13 protein-coding genes and 1 pseudogene are annotated in these 15,733 nt (G+C 69.3%); 8 read left to right on the top strand and 6 right to left on the bottom strand.

Annotated elements, in window-relative coordinates; genetic code table 11:
• Positions 1–123: 123 nt before the first annotated feature.
• Complete coding sequence (locus ABD255_RS25010) at positions 124–981, bottom strand: LysR family transcriptional regulator (protein WP_344218012.1); 858 nt, start codon at positions 979–981, stop codon at positions 124–126.
• Positions 982–1,091: 110 nt separating this feature from the next.
• Between ABD255_RS25010 and ABD255_RS25005 the strand changes: the two genes are divergently transcribed.
• Positions 1,092–2,255, top strand: coding sequence for an MFS transporter (locus ABD255_RS25005; protein WP_344218010.1), 1,164 nt, complete (start codon positions 1,092–1,094; stop codon positions 2,253–2,255).
• Here the strand turns inward: ABD255_RS25005 and ABD255_RS25000 are convergent.
• Positions 2,229–3,185, bottom strand: coding sequence for a R2-like ligand-binding oxidase (locus ABD255_RS25000; RefSeq protein ID WP_344218008.1), 957 nt, complete (start codon positions 3,183–3,185; stop codon positions 2,229–2,231). The two genes, ABD255_RS25005 and ABD255_RS25000, sit on opposite strands and share 27 nt — an antisense overlap.
• Positions 3,182–3,772: a TetR/AcrR family transcriptional regulator gene (locus tag ABD255_RS24995; protein WP_344218006.1), complete on the bottom strand. Its 591-nt coding sequence runs from the start codon at positions 3,770–3,772 to the stop codon at positions 3,182–3,184. Before ABD255_RS24995 ends, ABD255_RS25000 begins: the two co-directional genes overlap by 4 nt.
• Positions 3,773–3,904: 132 nt before the next feature.
• Between ABD255_RS24995 and larE the strand changes: the two genes are divergently transcribed.
• Together larE and ABD255_RS24985 are read left to right on the top strand one after the other, a co-directional pair.
• On the top strand, positions 3,905–5,374 hold the full coding sequence (larE, locus tag ABD255_RS24990; protein ID WP_344218004.1) for an ATP-dependent sacrificial sulfur transferase LarE: 1,470 nt from the start codon (positions 3,905–3,907) through the stop codon (positions 5,372–5,374).
• Between the two features lie 200 nt (positions 5,375–5,574).
• Complete coding sequence (locus ABD255_RS24985) at positions 5,575–5,958, top strand: cold-shock protein (protein ID WP_344218002.1); 384 nt, start codon at positions 5,575–5,577, stop codon at positions 5,956–5,958.
• A 67-nt stretch (positions 5,959–6,025) separates the two neighbouring features.
• On the opposite strand, the gene ABD255_RS24980 is transcribed toward ABD255_RS24985, so the two are convergent.
• Positions 6,026–6,763 carry a TetR/AcrR family transcriptional regulator gene (locus ABD255_RS24980; protein ID WP_344218000.1) on the bottom strand — a complete coding sequence of 246 codons (738 nt, stop codon included), beginning with the start codon at positions 6,761–6,763 and terminating at the stop codon, positions 6,026–6,028.
• Between the two features lie 104 nt (positions 6,764–6,867).
• Here ABD255_RS24980 and ABD255_RS24975 point away from each other — a divergent pair, with 104 nt between their 5' ends.
• Positions 6,868–8,436, top strand: coding sequence for an MFS transporter (locus ABD255_RS24975; protein ID WP_344217998.1), 1,569 nt, complete (start codon positions 6,868–6,870; stop codon positions 8,434–8,436).
• Positions 8,437–8,457: 21 nt separating this feature from the next.
• Here the strand turns inward: ABD255_RS24975 and ABD255_RS24970 are convergent, their stop codons facing one another.
• Entirely contained in the window at positions 8,458–10,413 is a 1,956-nt protein-coding gene (locus ABD255_RS24970) for an MFS transporter (protein ID WP_344217996.1), read from the bottom strand.
• A gap of 83 nt (positions 10,414–10,496) precedes the next feature.
• Here ABD255_RS24970 and ABD255_RS24965 point away from each other — a divergent pair.
• Positions 10,497–11,264: pseudogene (locus tag ABD255_RS24965) on the top strand (DUF3027 domain-containing protein); the annotation flags it as partial.
• A 272-nt stretch (positions 11,265–11,536) separates the two neighbouring features.
• Here ABD255_RS24965 and ABD255_RS24960 read toward each other — a convergent pair.
• Complete coding sequence (locus ABD255_RS24960; protein WP_344217992.1) at positions 11,537–11,854, bottom strand: DUF2530 domain-containing protein; 318 nt, start codon at positions 11,852–11,854, stop codon at positions 11,537–11,539.
• A 100-nt stretch (positions 11,855–11,954) separates the two neighbouring features.
• Here ABD255_RS24960 and ABD255_RS24955 point away from each other — a divergent pair, with 100 nt between their 5' ends.
• The 3 genes from ABD255_RS24955 (at position 11,955) to ABD255_RS24945 (ending at position 15,730) form a co-directional block, all read left to right on the top strand.
• Complete coding sequence (locus ABD255_RS24955; RefSeq protein ID WP_344217990.1) at positions 11,955–13,427, top strand: NCS2 family permease; 1,473 nt, start codon at positions 11,955–11,957, stop codon at positions 13,425–13,427.
• Between the two features lie 189 nt (positions 13,428–13,616).
• The gene (locus tag ABD255_RS24950; protein ID WP_344217988.1) at positions 13,617–15,167 is read left to right on the top strand and encodes a DPP IV N-terminal domain-containing protein; all 1,551 of its coding nucleotides are present in this window, start codon (positions 13,617–13,619) and stop codon (positions 15,165–15,167) included.
• A complete protein-coding gene (locus ABD255_RS24945; RefSeq protein WP_344217986.1) occupies positions 15,161–15,730 on the top strand; it encodes a prolyl oligopeptidase family serine peptidase in 570 nt (189 codons plus the stop codon). Before ABD255_RS24950 ends, ABD255_RS24945 begins: the two co-directional genes overlap by 7 nt.
• Positions 15,731–15,733: the final 3 nt, after the last annotated feature.

Genomic DNA, 15,733 nt, shown 5'->3' with positions numbered 1-15,733 from the left:
GACAACCGACGCCCACTGGCGCTGCTCACGTCATGAAGCGCGACTTTGCCGAGGCCCTGGAGATCTTCCTAGTCGCCGATTCTCTGATCAGGTGACCTAGTGCTTGGCGGCTGTGATGCGGGCTCAGCTTGGAAGGGTGGCGGCGAAGGCCTTCAGGTGGGGAGTTTCCTCGCCGCGGCGCCAGATCAGCCCGAGGGAGGAGTCGGGGAGCCCGCTGATCGGGAGGTGCACGATGTCCGCGCGCTGGTTGTACTCCGCTGTCGGCCTGCACAGGAGCATGCCGCCACGGTTGGCCGCGATCATCGACAGGCCCTCCTGCAAGGTCCGCACCTCCGGGCCGGGCGGGATGCGGGTGCCGCTCGGGGTGTGAGCGGGCGCCTGCGCCTGCCGCCAGTACCCCGGGGCCGGGCCGGCGACGGAGATCAGCGCGGTGCCGGCGAGATCCTCGGCGGTCACGGTGGTTCTGCCCGCGAAAGGGTGCCGGGTGGAAACCGTGAGGGTCTGCGGTTGCCGGGAGAAGATCGGACCGAGCACGAGGTCGTCCTCGGCCACGGGAAGCAGGACGACCGCGGTGTCGACCTCGCCGCGCCGGAGCGCGCTGAACGGGTCGTTCAACGGCAGTTCGGTGACGTCGATCGCGCAGCCCGGGTACTCCTCCTGGAACGCGGCGACCGCCTTCAGGATGTGGTCGTTCGCCGTGCCCTGGAAGCCGATCCGCAGCTGCCCCTCGACCCCACGCGCCGCTTGCCGGGTCGACTCGACCACCCGCTCCAAAGCGGCGTACGCCGGACGCAGCGACGCCGCGAACTCGCGCCCGAGCGGTGTCAGACTGACCCGCCGGCTGGTCCGCTCGACCAGTTGCCCACCGATCCGCTGCTCCAGCGCCCGCAGCAACTGGCTGACCCTGCTCTGGGACAGGTAGAGCCGTTCAGCGGTCCGCCCGAAGTGCAGTTCGTCGGCCAGCACCAGGAAGCACTCCAGCTCCCGCGTCTCCAGACTGATGACTGCCTCCCCTGATCGATGAGCTCAGCTAATACAAGGATGAGCACATCATCGTTGTTCCCGTCCTGCCGTGGGCGTTGGCTGAAGACATGACACAGGTTCTGGGACAGGCCGAGAGCACGGACGCGCGAGGGTGGGCAGCGGCCGCGGTGATGGCGGCCACCGTCTTCAGTGTGGTGACCGCGGAGATGTTGCCGGTCGGGTTGCTGACGCCGATGAGTGCCGACCTTGGGGTCAGCGAAGGGACCACGGGCCTGAGCCTGACCGTGACCGGGCTGGTCGCAGCCGTCTCCGCGCCGGTGCTGCCGCGGGTGCTCGGTCTGCTCGATCGCCGGATCGTGCTGGTCGGGTTGATGCTGCTTCTGGCCGTGGCGAATCTGGTGGCGGCCGTGGCGCCCGGCTTCTCGGTGCTGGTGGTCGCCCGAGTGCTGACCGGGGTGTCGATGGGCGGAGTGTGGCTGCTGACGGTCGGGCTTGCTCCGCGCTTGGTGCCCGCGAGGTCCGTCGGACCGGCGACGTCACTCATCTTCAGCGGGATCGCCGTGGCGTCGGTGCTCGGCGTGCCGGCCGGCACGTATGCCGGCGAGTTGGCCGGCTGGCGGTGGGCCTTCGCTTCGCTCGGTCTGTTCGCTCTCGCCCTCGCGGGCCTCTTGGCGTTGCTGCTTCCACCTCTGCCCGCGGCGCCACCCGCGCGGCTGGCCGCAGTACTGAGACATCGGCAGGTACGACGTGGCCTGCTGCTCGTGGCCCTCCTGGTCACCGCGCACTTCGCGTCGTACACCTATATCCGGCCGGTCCTAGAAGAACTCGCCGGAGCCGGACCGACCCTGATCAGCACGCTCCTTCTCGCGTACGGCGTAGCAGGCGTGCTCGGGAACTTCGTAGCCGGTGCGGCCAAGTCCGTACGCCGCATGCTCGGCATGATCTCCGCAGTACTCGCCATCGCCGTACTGCTCCTGCCCCACCTCGGCAAGACAGCACTGGGAGCCCTTTTCCTGCTGGTGATCTGGGGCTTCTTCTATGGAGGAGTCACTGTCACCACCCAAGCCTGGCAGCTCGCAGCAGCGCCTAGAGCGGCTGAAGCGTCGTCCGCCTTGCTAGTCGGAGTATTCAACGCAGCAATCGCCCTAGGCGCCTTCGCCGGCGGACAAGTAGTCGACAACCTCGGCACCACCACAGTCACCTGGCTGACCGGAGTCCTGGCTCTCGGAGCCCTGGTAGTGGTTCTAACGAACGGCAGCCAGCGCCGCTGAGTCCTCGTCGCCGAAGACGTCCTCGAGCTTCTCGGGGGAGTAGTCGAGGTCAATACCGGCTACGTCGGCGCCGACGGCCGACTCGATCGCGCCGAGGCGGCGGGTGGCTCGGTCGCCGGCGTACGTCATCAGGGCGGTGGGGTCGATCTCCGGCGGGATCTCCGGCATGTTGTCCAGCGCCCACTGGATCTGGGTGAGCGCATGCGGGAGCAAGTCCTCCATCGTGTCGGTGACGACCTTCCAGTTGGACTCGTCGGCGGCGATGTGGCGACGGCAGGTGAAGGTGCCCCAGGCCATGTGGCGGCGTTCGTCGTCACCGATGCGGCGGATGAGTTCCTGCATGCCGGGCAGGACCCCGCGGCCGGTGCAGAGCAGGTTCCACGAGTGATAGCCGGTCAGGGCCAGAGTGCCTTCTACTACGTGGTTGTAGGTCACCGAGGCTCTCACCTGGTTCGCCGGCGACGGATCGTCGGCGAGGGACCTCAGTGCCACCGGCAACGCCTCGTAGAAGATCGCCCGGTAGCCCGGGTTGTTCTCGATGTAGCGATGCAGGTCGTCGGTCACCCCGACGGCGTCCAGCCACATCCGGAAGACCGCGGTGTGCTTGGCCTCCTCGAAGCAGAACTGGGTCAGGTACATCTCGTCGCCGAGCCGGCCCTCCGCGGCCATCGCCTGCAGGAACGGCTGGATGTCCTCGGTGACCGCCTCTTCGCCGGCGATGAACTGCGCGCACAGCATCAGGGCATTCTCGCGCTCGTTGTCGGTGAAGCTCTGCCAGTCGAGAGCGTCCTGGCTGAAGTCGATGTCGCGCGGGTTCCAGAACTTCCGATTGCCCTTGTCGAACAGCCGCAGCGGCAGCGAGTCCCAGTTGAGACCGCCTGCCCGCAATGAGCTGAAACCCTGCCGGTACAGGGGATTGGTCGTCGTCATGCCTGCCTCCTGAAGCTCCTGAGAAAGGGACCCACCACTCGGGCAACCTGCTCCGCGACGACGGCCGGAGCCGCGCCGGGATTCACGATGTGACTCAGTACTACGCGCAGTGCGACGTCCACGCAGGTGGTCGCGTCCTCGGCCGGCACCTCCGGCCAGTGCTCGCGGACGTGCGCGTCGAGCCGCTGGTGGCTCAGTTCGAGCACCTGCTGGCCACGCGTCGTCAGGAACTGGCTGGCCTGGTCCGAACCCGGTGCGCCGAGCGCCGCCTTCACCAGTGGGTTGTCCGCGGCCAGCAGGAGCGCGCGCTCGACCGAGGCTCGGAGCCCTTCGATCGGGTCGCTGTGCTCGGCCAGCGCGGCGTTCACGTCGAGCAGGAACCGCTCGGTCTCGCGCGCGGCAACCGCCTGCAGCACACCCCACTTGTCGCCGAACTCGTTGTAGACGGTCTGCCGGGACACCCCGATCCGGCGCCCCACCTCCGCCATCCGCAGCCCGTCGTACCCGCCGCTGACGATCGCGTCGTAGGCGGCATCGAGCAACTCGTCCCGCAACCGCCGCTTGGTCCGCTCGGCAAAGGAGTCCACGGGTTCAGGGTTTACATTTCCTATCAGAATGTCAAGAGATCGGACGGACAGTACGATGCTGTAAAACGGCGAACCGTCTCGGGATCTTGGCGGCGGGGAGGGCCGCCGGGGTGAAGACGTAGGGTTGGGGACGTGTCAACCGCCGAGATCCAGTCAGCCGCCGTGCCCACCGATGTGCCGGAACTCGTGGTCGGGTTCGACCTGGACATGACGCTGATCGACTCCCGGCCGGGCATCCAGGCCGTCTGGGACCTGCTCGCCGCCGAGACCGGCGTACCGATCGACACGGAACTCGTGGTGAGCCGGCTCGGGCCGCCGCTGACCTGGGAGATGGCCAACTGGTTCCCGGCCGAGCAGATCGACGCGATGGTCGCCCGGTACCGCGAGCACTACCCGGAGCACGCCATCACCGGCAGCCTGCCGTTGCCGGGCGTAGCCGAGTCGCTGGCCGCGATCCGCGCCTTGCGGGGGCGGACCGTGGTGGTGTCCGCGAAGTACGAGCCGAGTGTGCGGCTGCACCTGGAGCACCTCGGCCTGGACGTCGACGAGCCGATCGGCGATCTCCACGGCGCCGACAAGGGCATCGCGTTGCGGGAGCACCAAGCGACCATCTATGTGGGTGACCACACGGCTGACATCGATGGGGCGCACGCGGCCGGAGCTGTCGCGGTGAGCGTCGCCACCGGGCCGTTCTCCGCGGATGAGCTGCGCGCCTACGGAGCGGACGTCGTACTGAACGATCTGACCGAGTTCCCGGCCTGGCTGGACGAGTACGTGCTCGAGCAGCGGCTCGAGGCGTTGATGGAGCGGCTGTCGAGCTACGAGCAGATGGTCGTCGCCTTCAGCGGCGGCGCCGACTCGGCCTTCCTGCTGGCCGCTGCCGCCCGCGCGATCGGCCCGGCCAACGTGGTCGCGGCGACCGCGGTGAGCCCGAGCCTGCCGGTGGCGGAGCTTGAGCCCGCCGCGCGCTTCGCGGACAGCCTGGGCGTGCGGCACGTCACCCCGCACACGCACGAGATGGACCGCGAGGGCTACCAGGCCAACGCGGGCGACCGGTGCTACTTCTGCAAGGCCGAACTGGTCGAGACGCTGCAGCCGATCGCCGACGAGTTCGGCATCGAGGCGATCGCGACCGGGACGAACGCCGACGACGCGATCGCCGGCTTCCGGCCGGGGATCCGGGCGGCCTTCGAGCGCGGCGCGATCACCCCGCTGCGGGACGCGCGGCTGACGAAGGCGCAGATCCGGGAGGCGTCCCGCAGTTGGGGGCTGGAGACGTCCGACAAGCCCGCGGCCGCCTGCCTGTCCAGCCGGATCGCCTACGGCATCCGGATCACGCCGAACCTGCTGGCCCGGGTCGACCGCGCCGAGCAGGCCGTGCGGAACCACCTCACGCCGTACGGCGTACAGAATGTCCGGGTGCGGGATCTCGGCGAGTCCGCGAGCATCGAGATCGACGCCGAACTGCTCGGCACCGTCGACACCGCGGCCCTGGTCGAACTGGTCCGCGCCGAGGGGTTCGCGGCGGCCGCCGCCGACGCCAGGGGCTTCCGCTCCGGCTCGATGAACGAGCGCCTGGCGAACCCCGACCGCTACCGCTGACGCCCGCCCCGGCACCCGCGTCGGGCGGGTCCGCGCGCCTTCCCGGGACTTACGAGACCGACCAGTGCGGAATCGTTGCCTCATCAGTTAGTTTCTGACGGGCGTGGTGAGCTTGGTTCACGTACGCTGGGTAGCCGGTCCGGACAGCCCGTCCGGTACCCCTCCGTCCTGTTCCGACGATTGACATCGAAGAGGTTCCCGTGCCTGTAGGCAAGGTCAAGTGGTACGACTCCGAGAAGGGGTTCGGCTTCCTCAGCAAGGAGGAGGGCGGGGACGTCTATGTCCGGGCTGAAGCCCTGCCGGCCGGAGTGACCAACCTCAAGCCCGGCCAGAAGGTCGAGTTCGGTGTCGTCGAGGGTCGCAAGGGTGAGCAGGCGCTGCAGGTCCGGCTGATCGACCCGCCGCCCTCGGTGGCCAAGGCGATGCGGCCGAAGCCCGAGGAGATGGCTCTCGTGATCGAGGATCTGATCAAGATGCTCGACAACATCGGCGAGGGCTACCGCCGCGGCCGCCACCCCGACAGCAAGGCCGCCCGCGGCGCCGCCACCGTGCTCCGGGGCGTCGCCGACAAGCTCGACATCTGACCCGTACGGCGCTGCGCCCTGCCGCACGTTCCCAGTGGACGTGCGGCAGGGCGCAGCGCAGTACCGGCTAGTTCTTGGTGCGCCGGGCGATCAGGGCCTCGATGCCGTCCAGGACGGTGTTCAGGCCGAAGAAGAACTCGTCGGCGTCGTAGTCGACGTCGAAATCCTCCGGCGGCCTGGCCTGCAGGTTGCGCGCGATGGTGGGGAAGCGGTCGGGGTCCGCGAGCATCTTCAGTCGCCGGGCATAGGTCTTGCCGGCCTCGCCGTCGACGTCGGTGAGCGAGTTGACGGTCAGCGCGCCGGTGCCGCGGACGTAGATGTTGACGAGCAGCATCGCGGAGAGGCTGTCGCGCGGAGTCAACGCGGTGTCCTCGAAGGCCTGGAGGCCGCGCTCCATCCACTCCAGTTGCAGGGGTGACAGCGGTGGTTCCAGCACCGGGACCTGGAGCACCCACGGATGCCGCCGGATCGCGTCGCGGAAGCTGACCGCCCAGGCAGTGATCCGCTCCCGCCAGCCGGCCTTCGGATCCAGCGGGCCGGGGCTGCCGAAGGCAACCTCCAGCATGACGACGTACAGGTCGTCCTTGGAGTCGACGTACCGGTAGAGCGACATCGTGGTGAACCCGAGCGCGCCCGCCACCTTGCTCATCGAGACGGCGCCGAGGCCGGACTCGTCGGCGATCCTGATCGCGGCCGCGCCGATGTCACCGAGTTGGAAGGTCGGTTTCGGTCCCGGCCGGGCCGGTCCCTCCAGGCCCCACAACTGCTGCAACACCCTGGGCAGGTCTGCTGTGGTCTCACTCATCGCGCGCCCTTTCTCGAGCCATCTGTTTACATCATAGACAGATCGTGGGTATGGTCTGCGTATCGCGCACACAGTGTGCGTCGTACACAGATATCTGGAGGGTCATGAGCAGCACCGAGCTCGCCGGTCCGGAGGCCGGCCGGAAGGAATGGATCGCACTCGGCGTGCTCGCGCTGCCGCTGCTGCTGGTCTCGATGGACGTGTCGATCCTGTACTTCGCCGTCCCGTTCATCAGCGCGGACCTCGGGGTGTCGGCGACGGAGCAGTTGTGGATCTTCGACATCTACGGCTTCGTGCTGGCCGGTCTGCTGATCACGATGGGCTCGCTGGGCGACCGGATCGGCCGTCGCCGGCTGCTGATCATCGGGGCGATCGCGTTCGGCGCGGCCTCGGTGCTGGCGGCGTACTCGCAGACGCCCGAGCAGTTGATCGCCGCCCGCGCGGTGCTCGGCCTCGGCGGCGCCACCTTGATGCCGTCGACGCTGGCGTTGATCCGGAACATGTTCCACGACCCGGCCCAGCGCGGGAAGGCGATCGCGTTCTGGAGTGCGGTGATGATGGGTGGCATCTCGCTCGGCCCGGTGCTCAGCGGCGTACTGCTGGAGCACTTCTGGTGGGGCTCGGTGTTCCTGGTCAACACCCCGGCGATGCTTGCGCTGCTGGTCCTCGCGCCGGTGCTGCTGCCTGAGTTCAAGGGGTCGGCGAAGGGGCGGTTCGACCTGGTCGGCTCGGTGCTGTCGCTGGCCGCGGTACTGCCGGTGATCTGGGGGATCAAGGAGTTGGCCGCGCACGGGATGGCGGCGCTGCCGGTGGTGAGCATCGTGGCCGGGTTGCTCGTCGGGCTGGCGTTCCTGCAGCGGCAGCGGACCGCGGAGCACCCGATGATCGAGCTGCCGATGTTCCGGAATCGTGCCTTCAGTGGTGCTCTGGCCGCCAACACGATCGGGATGGTGGCGTTGGTGGGGAACGCGGTGTTCATGACGCAGTACCTGCAGTTGGTGCTCGGCATGGGGCCGTTGAAGGCCGCGCTGTGGTCACTGGTGCCTTCTGTGGCCGTTGGAGCTGCCGCACCTCTCGGTACTGCGCTCGCTCGCAAGGTGGACCGGGCGTACGTACTGGGCGGCGGGTTCGTGGTGGCGGCGACCGGGTTCGGCGTACTGACGCAGATGCGTGTTGATTCGGGGCTGGTGGTCCTGCTGGGTGGTGCTGGGCTCCTCGCGGCCGGGCTGGTGATGGTGATGTCGCTGGTCACCGAGGCCGTGGTGGGTGCGGTTGCTCCTGAGCGGGCTGGTTCTGCGTCGGCGCTGATGGAGACCTGCAGTGAGTTCGGCGGCGCGCTGGGCATCGCGGTACTGGGGAGCATCGGTACGGCTGCCTATCGGAGCGACCTCGACTCCCGGTTGCCGAGCGGTCTCCCCGCAGCCGCCCGCGAAGGAATCGCCGGAGCCGCTGCCGCCGCGTCCCAGCTTCCTGGTGCGGCTGGAGAAAGCCTGCTCGCAGCGGCCCGCCACGCCTTCAGCCACAGCATGAACGTCGCCGCCTTGGTCGGGACGATCATGCTCGCCATCACCGCGGTCGCCGTCACCCTCGTACTCCGCGGCACCGCCCACCCGACGCCGACCGACGCCGATGGTGACGGCGACACCGCCGGGCTGCCGCAATCAGTTGCTTGAGGCAGTGAGTCGCTCTGGGTCCTACCGGCGGCGCCGGAAGGGCCCCTTGCGCGGTTGTTCGGTTGGTCTGGGTCGCTCTTCCACGGTCGGCTCGGCGGCCCAGGGCGCTTCGTCTTCGATCGTCTCGTCGTCATCGGGTTGTCCGCTCCACCAGCGACCGGCCGGTGGTTCGGGCCGAGACTCCTTCGGGCGCGGGTCGAGACGGATCTCGACGGTCGGTTCGCTGGTGCGGCCGGTCGGCGTGTTGCGCGGGCCGGCGGCTCGGCGTTCGGCGATCGATTCGGGCTCGCTGGTCATGATCGTGCGAGTGGTGGCGCCGGGGCGTGGATCGCGGGTCTGGACGAGCCGGGTGTCCTGGTGCTCCGGCGGGACGACCGATCCGCGTCCGGGGGAGCCGTCACCGTCCGGTCCGGCGCCGCCGGGACCACCGGAGCCGCCCGAGCCTCCGGAGCCGCCCGAACCGCCGGAGCCGCGAGTGCCTGGGCCCCCGGTGCCGGTGGTGCGGGGATGGGTGGTGGGCTTGAAGCGGAGCACCAGGATCACCACGAGGACCAGGACGGCGGCGAGGAAGCCGAAGCCGAGGCGGGGGATCAGCGGCAGGACGATGCCGAAGCCGCCGCCGATCACCCAGGACAGTTGCAGCACGGTCTCCGAGCGGGCGAAGACCGACGTGCGGACGGTCTCGGGGACGTCGCGCTGGATCATCGCGTCCAGCGACAGCTTGCCGAGCGAACTGCACAGGCCGGCCACCAGGCCGAGCGCGATCAGGATCGGGAACCCGTAGAAGACCGCGACGAGGACCGCCACGATCGCGTCCGCGAGCAGCACGACGAGCACCACGGCCTCGGGTTTCCGGGCCTTGAGCAACGATCCGGTCAGGGTGCCGAGGCTGTTGCCGATCCCCGCGGCGGCGATCACCGCGCCCGCCGCGAGCGCGCCGTCGATCCCGCTGATCGGTTTGTCCCGGAGCAGGAACGCCAGGTACATGGTCAGGAAGCCCGAGAGGAACCGCAGTCCCAGGTTGCAGCGGATGCCTCGTGCCACCGCGGCGGTGAAGGCCCGGCGGCGGGCCTCGCGTCCCGCCGTACCGGTCATCTCCTCGCCGGCGGGGGAGTCGACGCGGCTCGGCAGCCGGATCGCGAGGATCAGGCCGATCGTGTAGACCAGTGCGGCCCAGCGCAGCGACCACTCCGGGCCGATCGCCGCGAACGCGCCCGCGATCCCGGCGCCGACGGTCGCCCCGGCCACGCCGGCCAGGGAGATCCGCGAGTTCGCGGTGACGAGGGTGATGTCCTTGGGAAGCAGCCGTGGTACTGCGGACGCCCGGGTGACGCCGTACGCCTTCGAGGCGACGAGGCAACCGAGGGCGGCCGGATAGAGCCAGGTGTCGCCGTCGCCGATCGAGGCGGCCAGGCTCCAGACGAGGAATCCGCGCAGCCCGAGGGTGGCGCCGATCGCCCAGCGCCGGCCGTGCCGGAAGCGGTCGAGGATCGGGCCGATCAGCGGCGCCATCAACGCGAACGGCGCCATCGTCAGCAGCAGGAAGAGGGCGACCCGGTCCCGGGCCTGGGAGCTCGGTACCGCGAAGAAGACCGTGCCGGCCAGGGACACCGCGAAGGCCGTGTCGCCGGCGGCGTTGACGAAGCCGAGCTCGATCAGCCGGGAGAGCCCGGACTCGCGAGCCCCCTGGGCGCCGGTGAGACCACTGATCCGCCGTCCGGTCGCCTTGCCGATCCGCCCGGTGACGTCAGCCGTCCTCCGCGACGCCGAAGCCACCCCGCTGGCCCCCACCTTGGATGCCTGCCCGAACTTCTTGCCCGCGCTTCCGATCTTCTTCCCAGCTTCCCCCAACCGCTCCCCGGCCTTCCGCTCCCCACCCGCGCCCGTACTGCGCTCGCCCGCGGGGCGCTCGTTCGAGCTGCCGGCGGGGTCGGCTGGGCGTCCGCGGGGACGGTCTGCGGGGTCCGGGCGTTCCATGTCACCATCCTGCCTTGTGAGGGGGACAGACCGGAGGTTTCGACGCGGTTCGGATCGTGGCGGCAAGCGTGCGAGAATGACCGATTGTGACTCCCGTCAAGACTCCGGAACCGGTCCGCGCCAAGCCGGACGCCATCTGCGTCGCGGCTGTCGAACCTGCCCGCGAGGCCGCGATCGCCGAAGCCGGCGCCGCGCAGGTCGGGGAGCACCTCGGTTATGCGGTCGAGGGTGAGCGGCTCGTCACGCACTACTTCGCCTCCACCCACCCCGGCTACCGCGGCTGGCGCTGGGCCGTCACGCTCACCCGCGCCTCCCGGGCCAAGACCACCTCGATCAACGAGGTCGTCATGCTGCCGGGCGACGAGGCGATCGTCGCGCCGGAGTGGGTGCCGTGGTCGGAGCGGGTCCAGCCGGGCGACCTGCGCCCTGGCGATCTGTTCCCGACGCTGCCGGACGACCCGCGGCTCGAGGCCGGTTTCACCGAGACCGGCGCGTCTGAGGACGTGCTGGAGGTTGTCGAGGAGCTTGGGCTCGGTCGCGAGCGGGTGCTCTCGCCGATCGGTCGCGAGGAGGCAGCCGAGCGCTGGTACTCCGGTGACTTCGGTCCGGCGTCTCCGATCGCCCAGGCCGTTCCGTACAAGTGCAACTCGTGTGGCTACTGGATTCGGCTGAGGGACAGCCTCGGTCAGGCGTTCGGGGTGTGCGCGAACGAGATGGCGCCGGGTGATGGCCGGGTTGTGGCGTATGACTACGGCTGCGGAGCCCACTCGGATTCGGTGATCGAGGCTCCTGAGCAGCCGTCGACCGAGCACGCCTTCGACACCACCGGGTATGACGATCTGGCGATGGACCCCGCGTCCACGGCGGACGGCGTACCGACGGACGACGACGTGCAGGAGGCCGACGCGGTCCAGGCGGAGGTCGAGGCCGCGGCCGAGCCGCCGTCCGACGACGAGGTCGAAGAGGTCACCGAGGTAGCCGAAGCCGTCGAGGAGTCGACAGCCGAGGTCGCTGACGAGCACCCCCAGTCCTGATCCGCTGGCAGTTCAGTTACCCCGCCCGCCCCTTGCTGTAGCTGCCTGCGGCAGCAGGTGTGGCGGGCTGCCGCAGCTGGAGGTGTTGGTCAGTCTTCGGTGGCTGGGCGGTGGCCGGCTTGGATGGCGGTCCAGCGGTGGCGGCAGTAGGCGAGGCCGATCCAGCCGAGGCCGAAGCCGGCGACGGTGACCCACAACCACCACTCGTCGCCGCTCTCCCGCAGCCGGTCGCGGAAGATCAGCACGATCACGAACGCGACCGCCCAGGCGACGATCCCGACGATCACCGACGGGATGCCGGACAGGTCCAGCGGCTTGACCTCGGCGTGCACCAGCTCGCCGCGGGCCAGCTGGCTCGTCGGATCGTTCCGCTTCTTCGACGCCGGAGCCTCTTCGGGATCTGCCACGCCTCCACCTTAGTCCGGCGGATCGGCGGCACCCGACACGGCTCGACCGGTTTCGGGGAACCGCTCGCCAGGCATCGGCGGCAGCTGGCACCATTCGGTCATGAGCTCGCCACAGGCTGACACTGCCCGCTCCAGGTCCAGCTTCATCGACTCCTTCTTCAAGATCAGCGAACGGGGCTCCACCCCCGGCCGCGAGGTCCGCGGTGGGCTGGTCACCTTCTTCACGATGGCCTACATTGTGGTGCTGAACCCGCTCATCATCGGCACCGTCGAGGACGGCTCCGGGCAACTCGTCGGCGGCGGCACCGATCCGGCCGTCGCGATCGCCAAGATCGCGGTCGCCACCGCGCTGGTGGCCGGCGTGGTCACCATCCTGATGGGCCTGGTCGCGAACTTCCCGCTGGCGCTGGCCACCGGGCTCGGGCTGAACGCGTTCATCGCGTTCAGCGTGGCGACCAAGATGACCTGGGCCGACGCGATGGGCCTGGTGGTGATCGAGGGCGTCATCATCCTGCTGCTGGTGCTGACCGGGTTCCGCCGGGCCGTCTTCGAAGCGGTGCCACGGCAGCTCAAGATCGCGATCAGCGTCGGCATCGGCCTGTTCATCGCCTTCATCGGTGTGGTCGACGCCGGTTTCGTCCGCCGCCCGGAGTCGCCGGCCGGCCCGCCGGTCGAACTCGGTGTCGGCGGCAACCTTCGCGGCTGGCCGGTGCTGATCTTCGTGGTCGGCCTGGTGCTGGTGATCACGCTGTACGCGCGCAAGGTGAAGGGCGCGATCCTGATCGGCATCCTGGCCGCGACCGTGCTGGCGATCGCGGTCGAGTCGATCTTCGACGTCGGCGGCCGGACCCCGGACAACCCCGGCGGCTGGGGCCTGAGCGTGCCGAAGCTGCCGGAGCAGTGGTTCAGTACGCCGAACCTGGACACGATCGGCGAGTTCAACCTGTTCGGCTCGTTCGAGAAGGTCGGCGTGGTGTCCGCGCTGCTGCTGATCTTCACCCTGATGCTGGCCGACTTCTTCGACACGATGGGCACGATGACCGCGATCGGCGCGGAGGCGGGGCTGCTGGACAAGGAAGGCAACCCGCCGAACACGCAGCGCATCCTGATCGTGGACAGCGTCGCGGCCGCCGCCGGTGGAGCCGCCTCGGTCTCCAGCAACACGTCGTACATCGAGTCCGCGTCGGGTGTCGGTGAGGGGGCCCGGACCGGGCTGGCCAGCGTGGTGACCGGGATCTGCTTCCTGATCTCGATGGTGGTCGCGCCGCTGGTCACGCTGGTGCCGTACGAGGCGGCCACGCCGGCGCTGGTGCTGGTCGGGTTCCTGATGATGACGCAGGTCAAGGACATCGACTTCGACGACCTGGACCTGGCGATCCCGGCCTTCCTGACCATCATCCTGATGCCGTTCACGTACTCGATCACGGCCGGCATCGGCGCGGGCTTCGTCTCCTACGTCGTGCTCAAGGTGGTCCGCGGCAAGGCCCGCCAGATCCACCCGCTGATGTGGGTGGTCTCGGCGCTGTTCGTCGTGTACTTCGCGATCGGCCCGCTCGGCGACTGGCTCACCTGAGCCGGGAACCGATTACAGCGTGTTAGTTGTCTGCTAAACCATCCGCCCTGGTCTTGGCCTGGTGGATTGGTAGACTGACCGCAGTCGGATTCTCCGCAACGCACCGCCGATCCACGCAAAGTGTCCGATCGCCGTCGTCGTGCTCCCACTCCAGTTCAGCCGCCGGATAGGCAGCCCAGAGTCTCGGTTATGGATACCCACGGATTCCCTGCCCAGTCCGCGCGGACCCGCCGATTCACCCTCGGCCTGCCGCGCGCCTTCACCCTGTCCCCGTCCGGTGAGCGGGTGCTGTTCCTCCGCAGCCGCGGCCCGGAGGACCTGACCAGCTGCCTCTGGATGCTCGACGACGACCGGGAACACCTGCTGGTAGCACCCGAGAACCTCGGCGCCGACGGCCCGATCCCCGAGGCGGAGAAGATCCGCCGCGAACGAGCCCGGGAAACCTCGGCCGGCGTGGTCGCCTACTCCGCGGACGCGGCAGTACGCCGCGTCAGCTTCGCCCAGAACGGCAATCTGTGGGTGCTCGACCTTGAGGGCGCGCCCTCCGCTGCCGGCGCCCCGCAGGGCACTGACCCGAGTGGGCTCGGGCTGCGGGCCCGGCCGGTGCCGACTGCTGGGGCGGTCGTCGACCCGCGGCTCGACCCGACCGGCAGCCGGATCGCCTACGTCAGCGACGGTGTTCTCCGGATGGTGGAGCTTGCTGATGGCAACGATCGGGTGCTGGCCGCCGACGATGACCCGGAGGTGAGCTGGGGCTTGGCCGAGCATGTCGCGTCCGAGTCGATGGGCCGCCACCGCGGGCACTGGTGGTCTCCCGACGGCACCCGTCTGCTTGCGACCAGGGTCGACCTCACCCCGGTCCAGCGCTGGTGGATCGCCGACCCGGCGAACCCCGCGCGCCCACCCCGCGAGATCCCATACCCCGCGGCAGGAACCGCCAACGCGCTGGTATCCCTGCACGCCTTCGACCTGACCGGCGAATCCGTCGAACTCTCGTGGGACAGTACGGCGTACGAGTATCTCGTGTCGGTCGGGTGGGACGCACACGGTCCGTTGCTCAGCGTGCAGTCCCGCGACCAGCGCACCCTTCACGTCCTGAGCGCCGACCCCGATACGGGCCGCACGCAACTACTCCACGAGCAGCAGGACCCAGCCTGGGTGCAGCTGATCTCCGGTACTCCGGCCCGCACGGCGTCGGGCAGACTCGTCCACACCGAAGACGCGGGAGCGACCCGCAAACTGACGATCGACGGCGAACCGGTGACCCCGGAAGGCTTGCAGGTAAAGCAAGTCCTCCAGGTCACCGGCGAATCCGTCCTGTTCCTCGCCACCGACGAGCCGACCGAGTGCCACCTCTGGCTGTTCGACGAGACCGGCCTACGCCGCCTGAGCGAAGGCCCGGGTTCCCACGACGGACTCCGCGTCGACGGCGCTCTCCTCCTCAGCTCGAATACCGAGAGCGGACGCTCCTTCGTCGTACGCCGGGACGGCCGGCCCGACCAGGCGATCACCTCACTCGTCGCGAAGCCGGCCGTGACTCCCAGGATCACCTGGTTTCGCGCGGGCGACCGCGAACTCCGTACGGCGCTCCTCCTGCCGTCCTGGCATCAGCCGGGGGAGCGGAAACTTCCCGTCCTGATGGCGCCCTACGGCGGCCCCGCGATGGCGCTGGTGATGCGAGTGACCGGCGGCTGGTTCGCCACCGCCCAGTGGTACGCCGAAGCCGGGTCGCCGTGGTGATCGCCGACGGCCGCGGTACTCCGGGGCGTGGTCCCGCGTGGGAGAAGGCGGTTCACCACGACACCCTGTCGGGGCCGTTGGAGGACCAGGTGGTCGCGCTGCACGCGGCGGCGGAGTACTGCCCGGATCTTGATCTGAGCCGCGTCGGGATCACCGGCTGGAGCTATGGCGGCACCCTCGCAGCAGCCGCGGTACTGCGCCGGCCGGACGTCTTCCACGCCGCGATCTCGGGAGCGGGCCCGAGCGACCAGCGGCTGTACGACACGCATTGGCGCGAGCGGTTCCTCGGACATCCTGACGAGTTCGGTGCGGACTACGACCGGTCGTCACCGATCACCGACGCCGCCAAGCTCGAACGACCACTGCTCCTGGTGCATGGCCTGGCCGACGACAACGTGGTCGCCGCCCACACACTGCGCCTGTCCGCGGCCTTGCTTACGGCCGGTCGGCCGCATCAGGTCCTGCCGCTGTCGGGCGCTACTCACCTGCCCACCGACGAGGCCGCTGCCGAAGGCCTCATGCGCCACCAGTTGCACTTCCTGAAGACCCACCTGGACGCCTGATCC

Origin of the sequence: Kribbella sancticallisti, from assembly GCF_039530625.1 — a bacterium.
GTDB classification, from domain to species: domain Bacteria; phylum Actinomycetota; class Actinomycetes; order Propionibacteriales; family Kribbellaceae; genus Kribbella; species Kribbella sancticallisti.
This window is presented reverse-complemented; position numbering and strand designations above follow the sequence as displayed.

Bases quoted from the DNA above. Each gene is read 5' to 3' on its own strand.
- ABD255_RS25000 (WP_344218008.1), bottom strand. From the start codon at position 3,185: ATGACGACGACCAATCCCCTGTACCGGCAGGGTTTCAGCTCATTGCGG.
- ABD255_RS24980 (WP_344218000.1), bottom strand. From the start codon at position 6,763: ATGAGTGAGACCACAGCAGACCTGCCCAGGGTGTTGCAGCAGTTGTGG.
- ABD255_RS25005 (WP_344218010.1), top strand. From the start codon at position 1,092: ATGACACAGGTTCTGGGACAGGCCGAGAGCACGGACGCGCGAGGGTGG.
- ABD255_RS24970 (WP_344217996.1), bottom strand. From the start codon at position 10,413: ATGGAACGCCCGGACCCCGCAGACCGTCCCCGCGGACGCCCAGCCGAC.
- ABD255_RS24950 (WP_344217988.1), top strand. From the start codon at position 13,617: ATGGATACCCACGGATTCCCTGCCCAGTCCGCGCGGACCCGCCGATTC.
- ABD255_RS24975 (WP_344217998.1), top strand. From the start codon at position 6,868: ATGAGCAGCACCGAGCTCGCCGGTCCGGAGGCCGGCCGGAAGGAATGG.
- ABD255_RS24955 (WP_344217990.1), top strand. From the start codon at position 11,955: ATGAGCTCGCCACAGGCTGACACTGCCCGCTCCAGGTCCAGCTTCATC.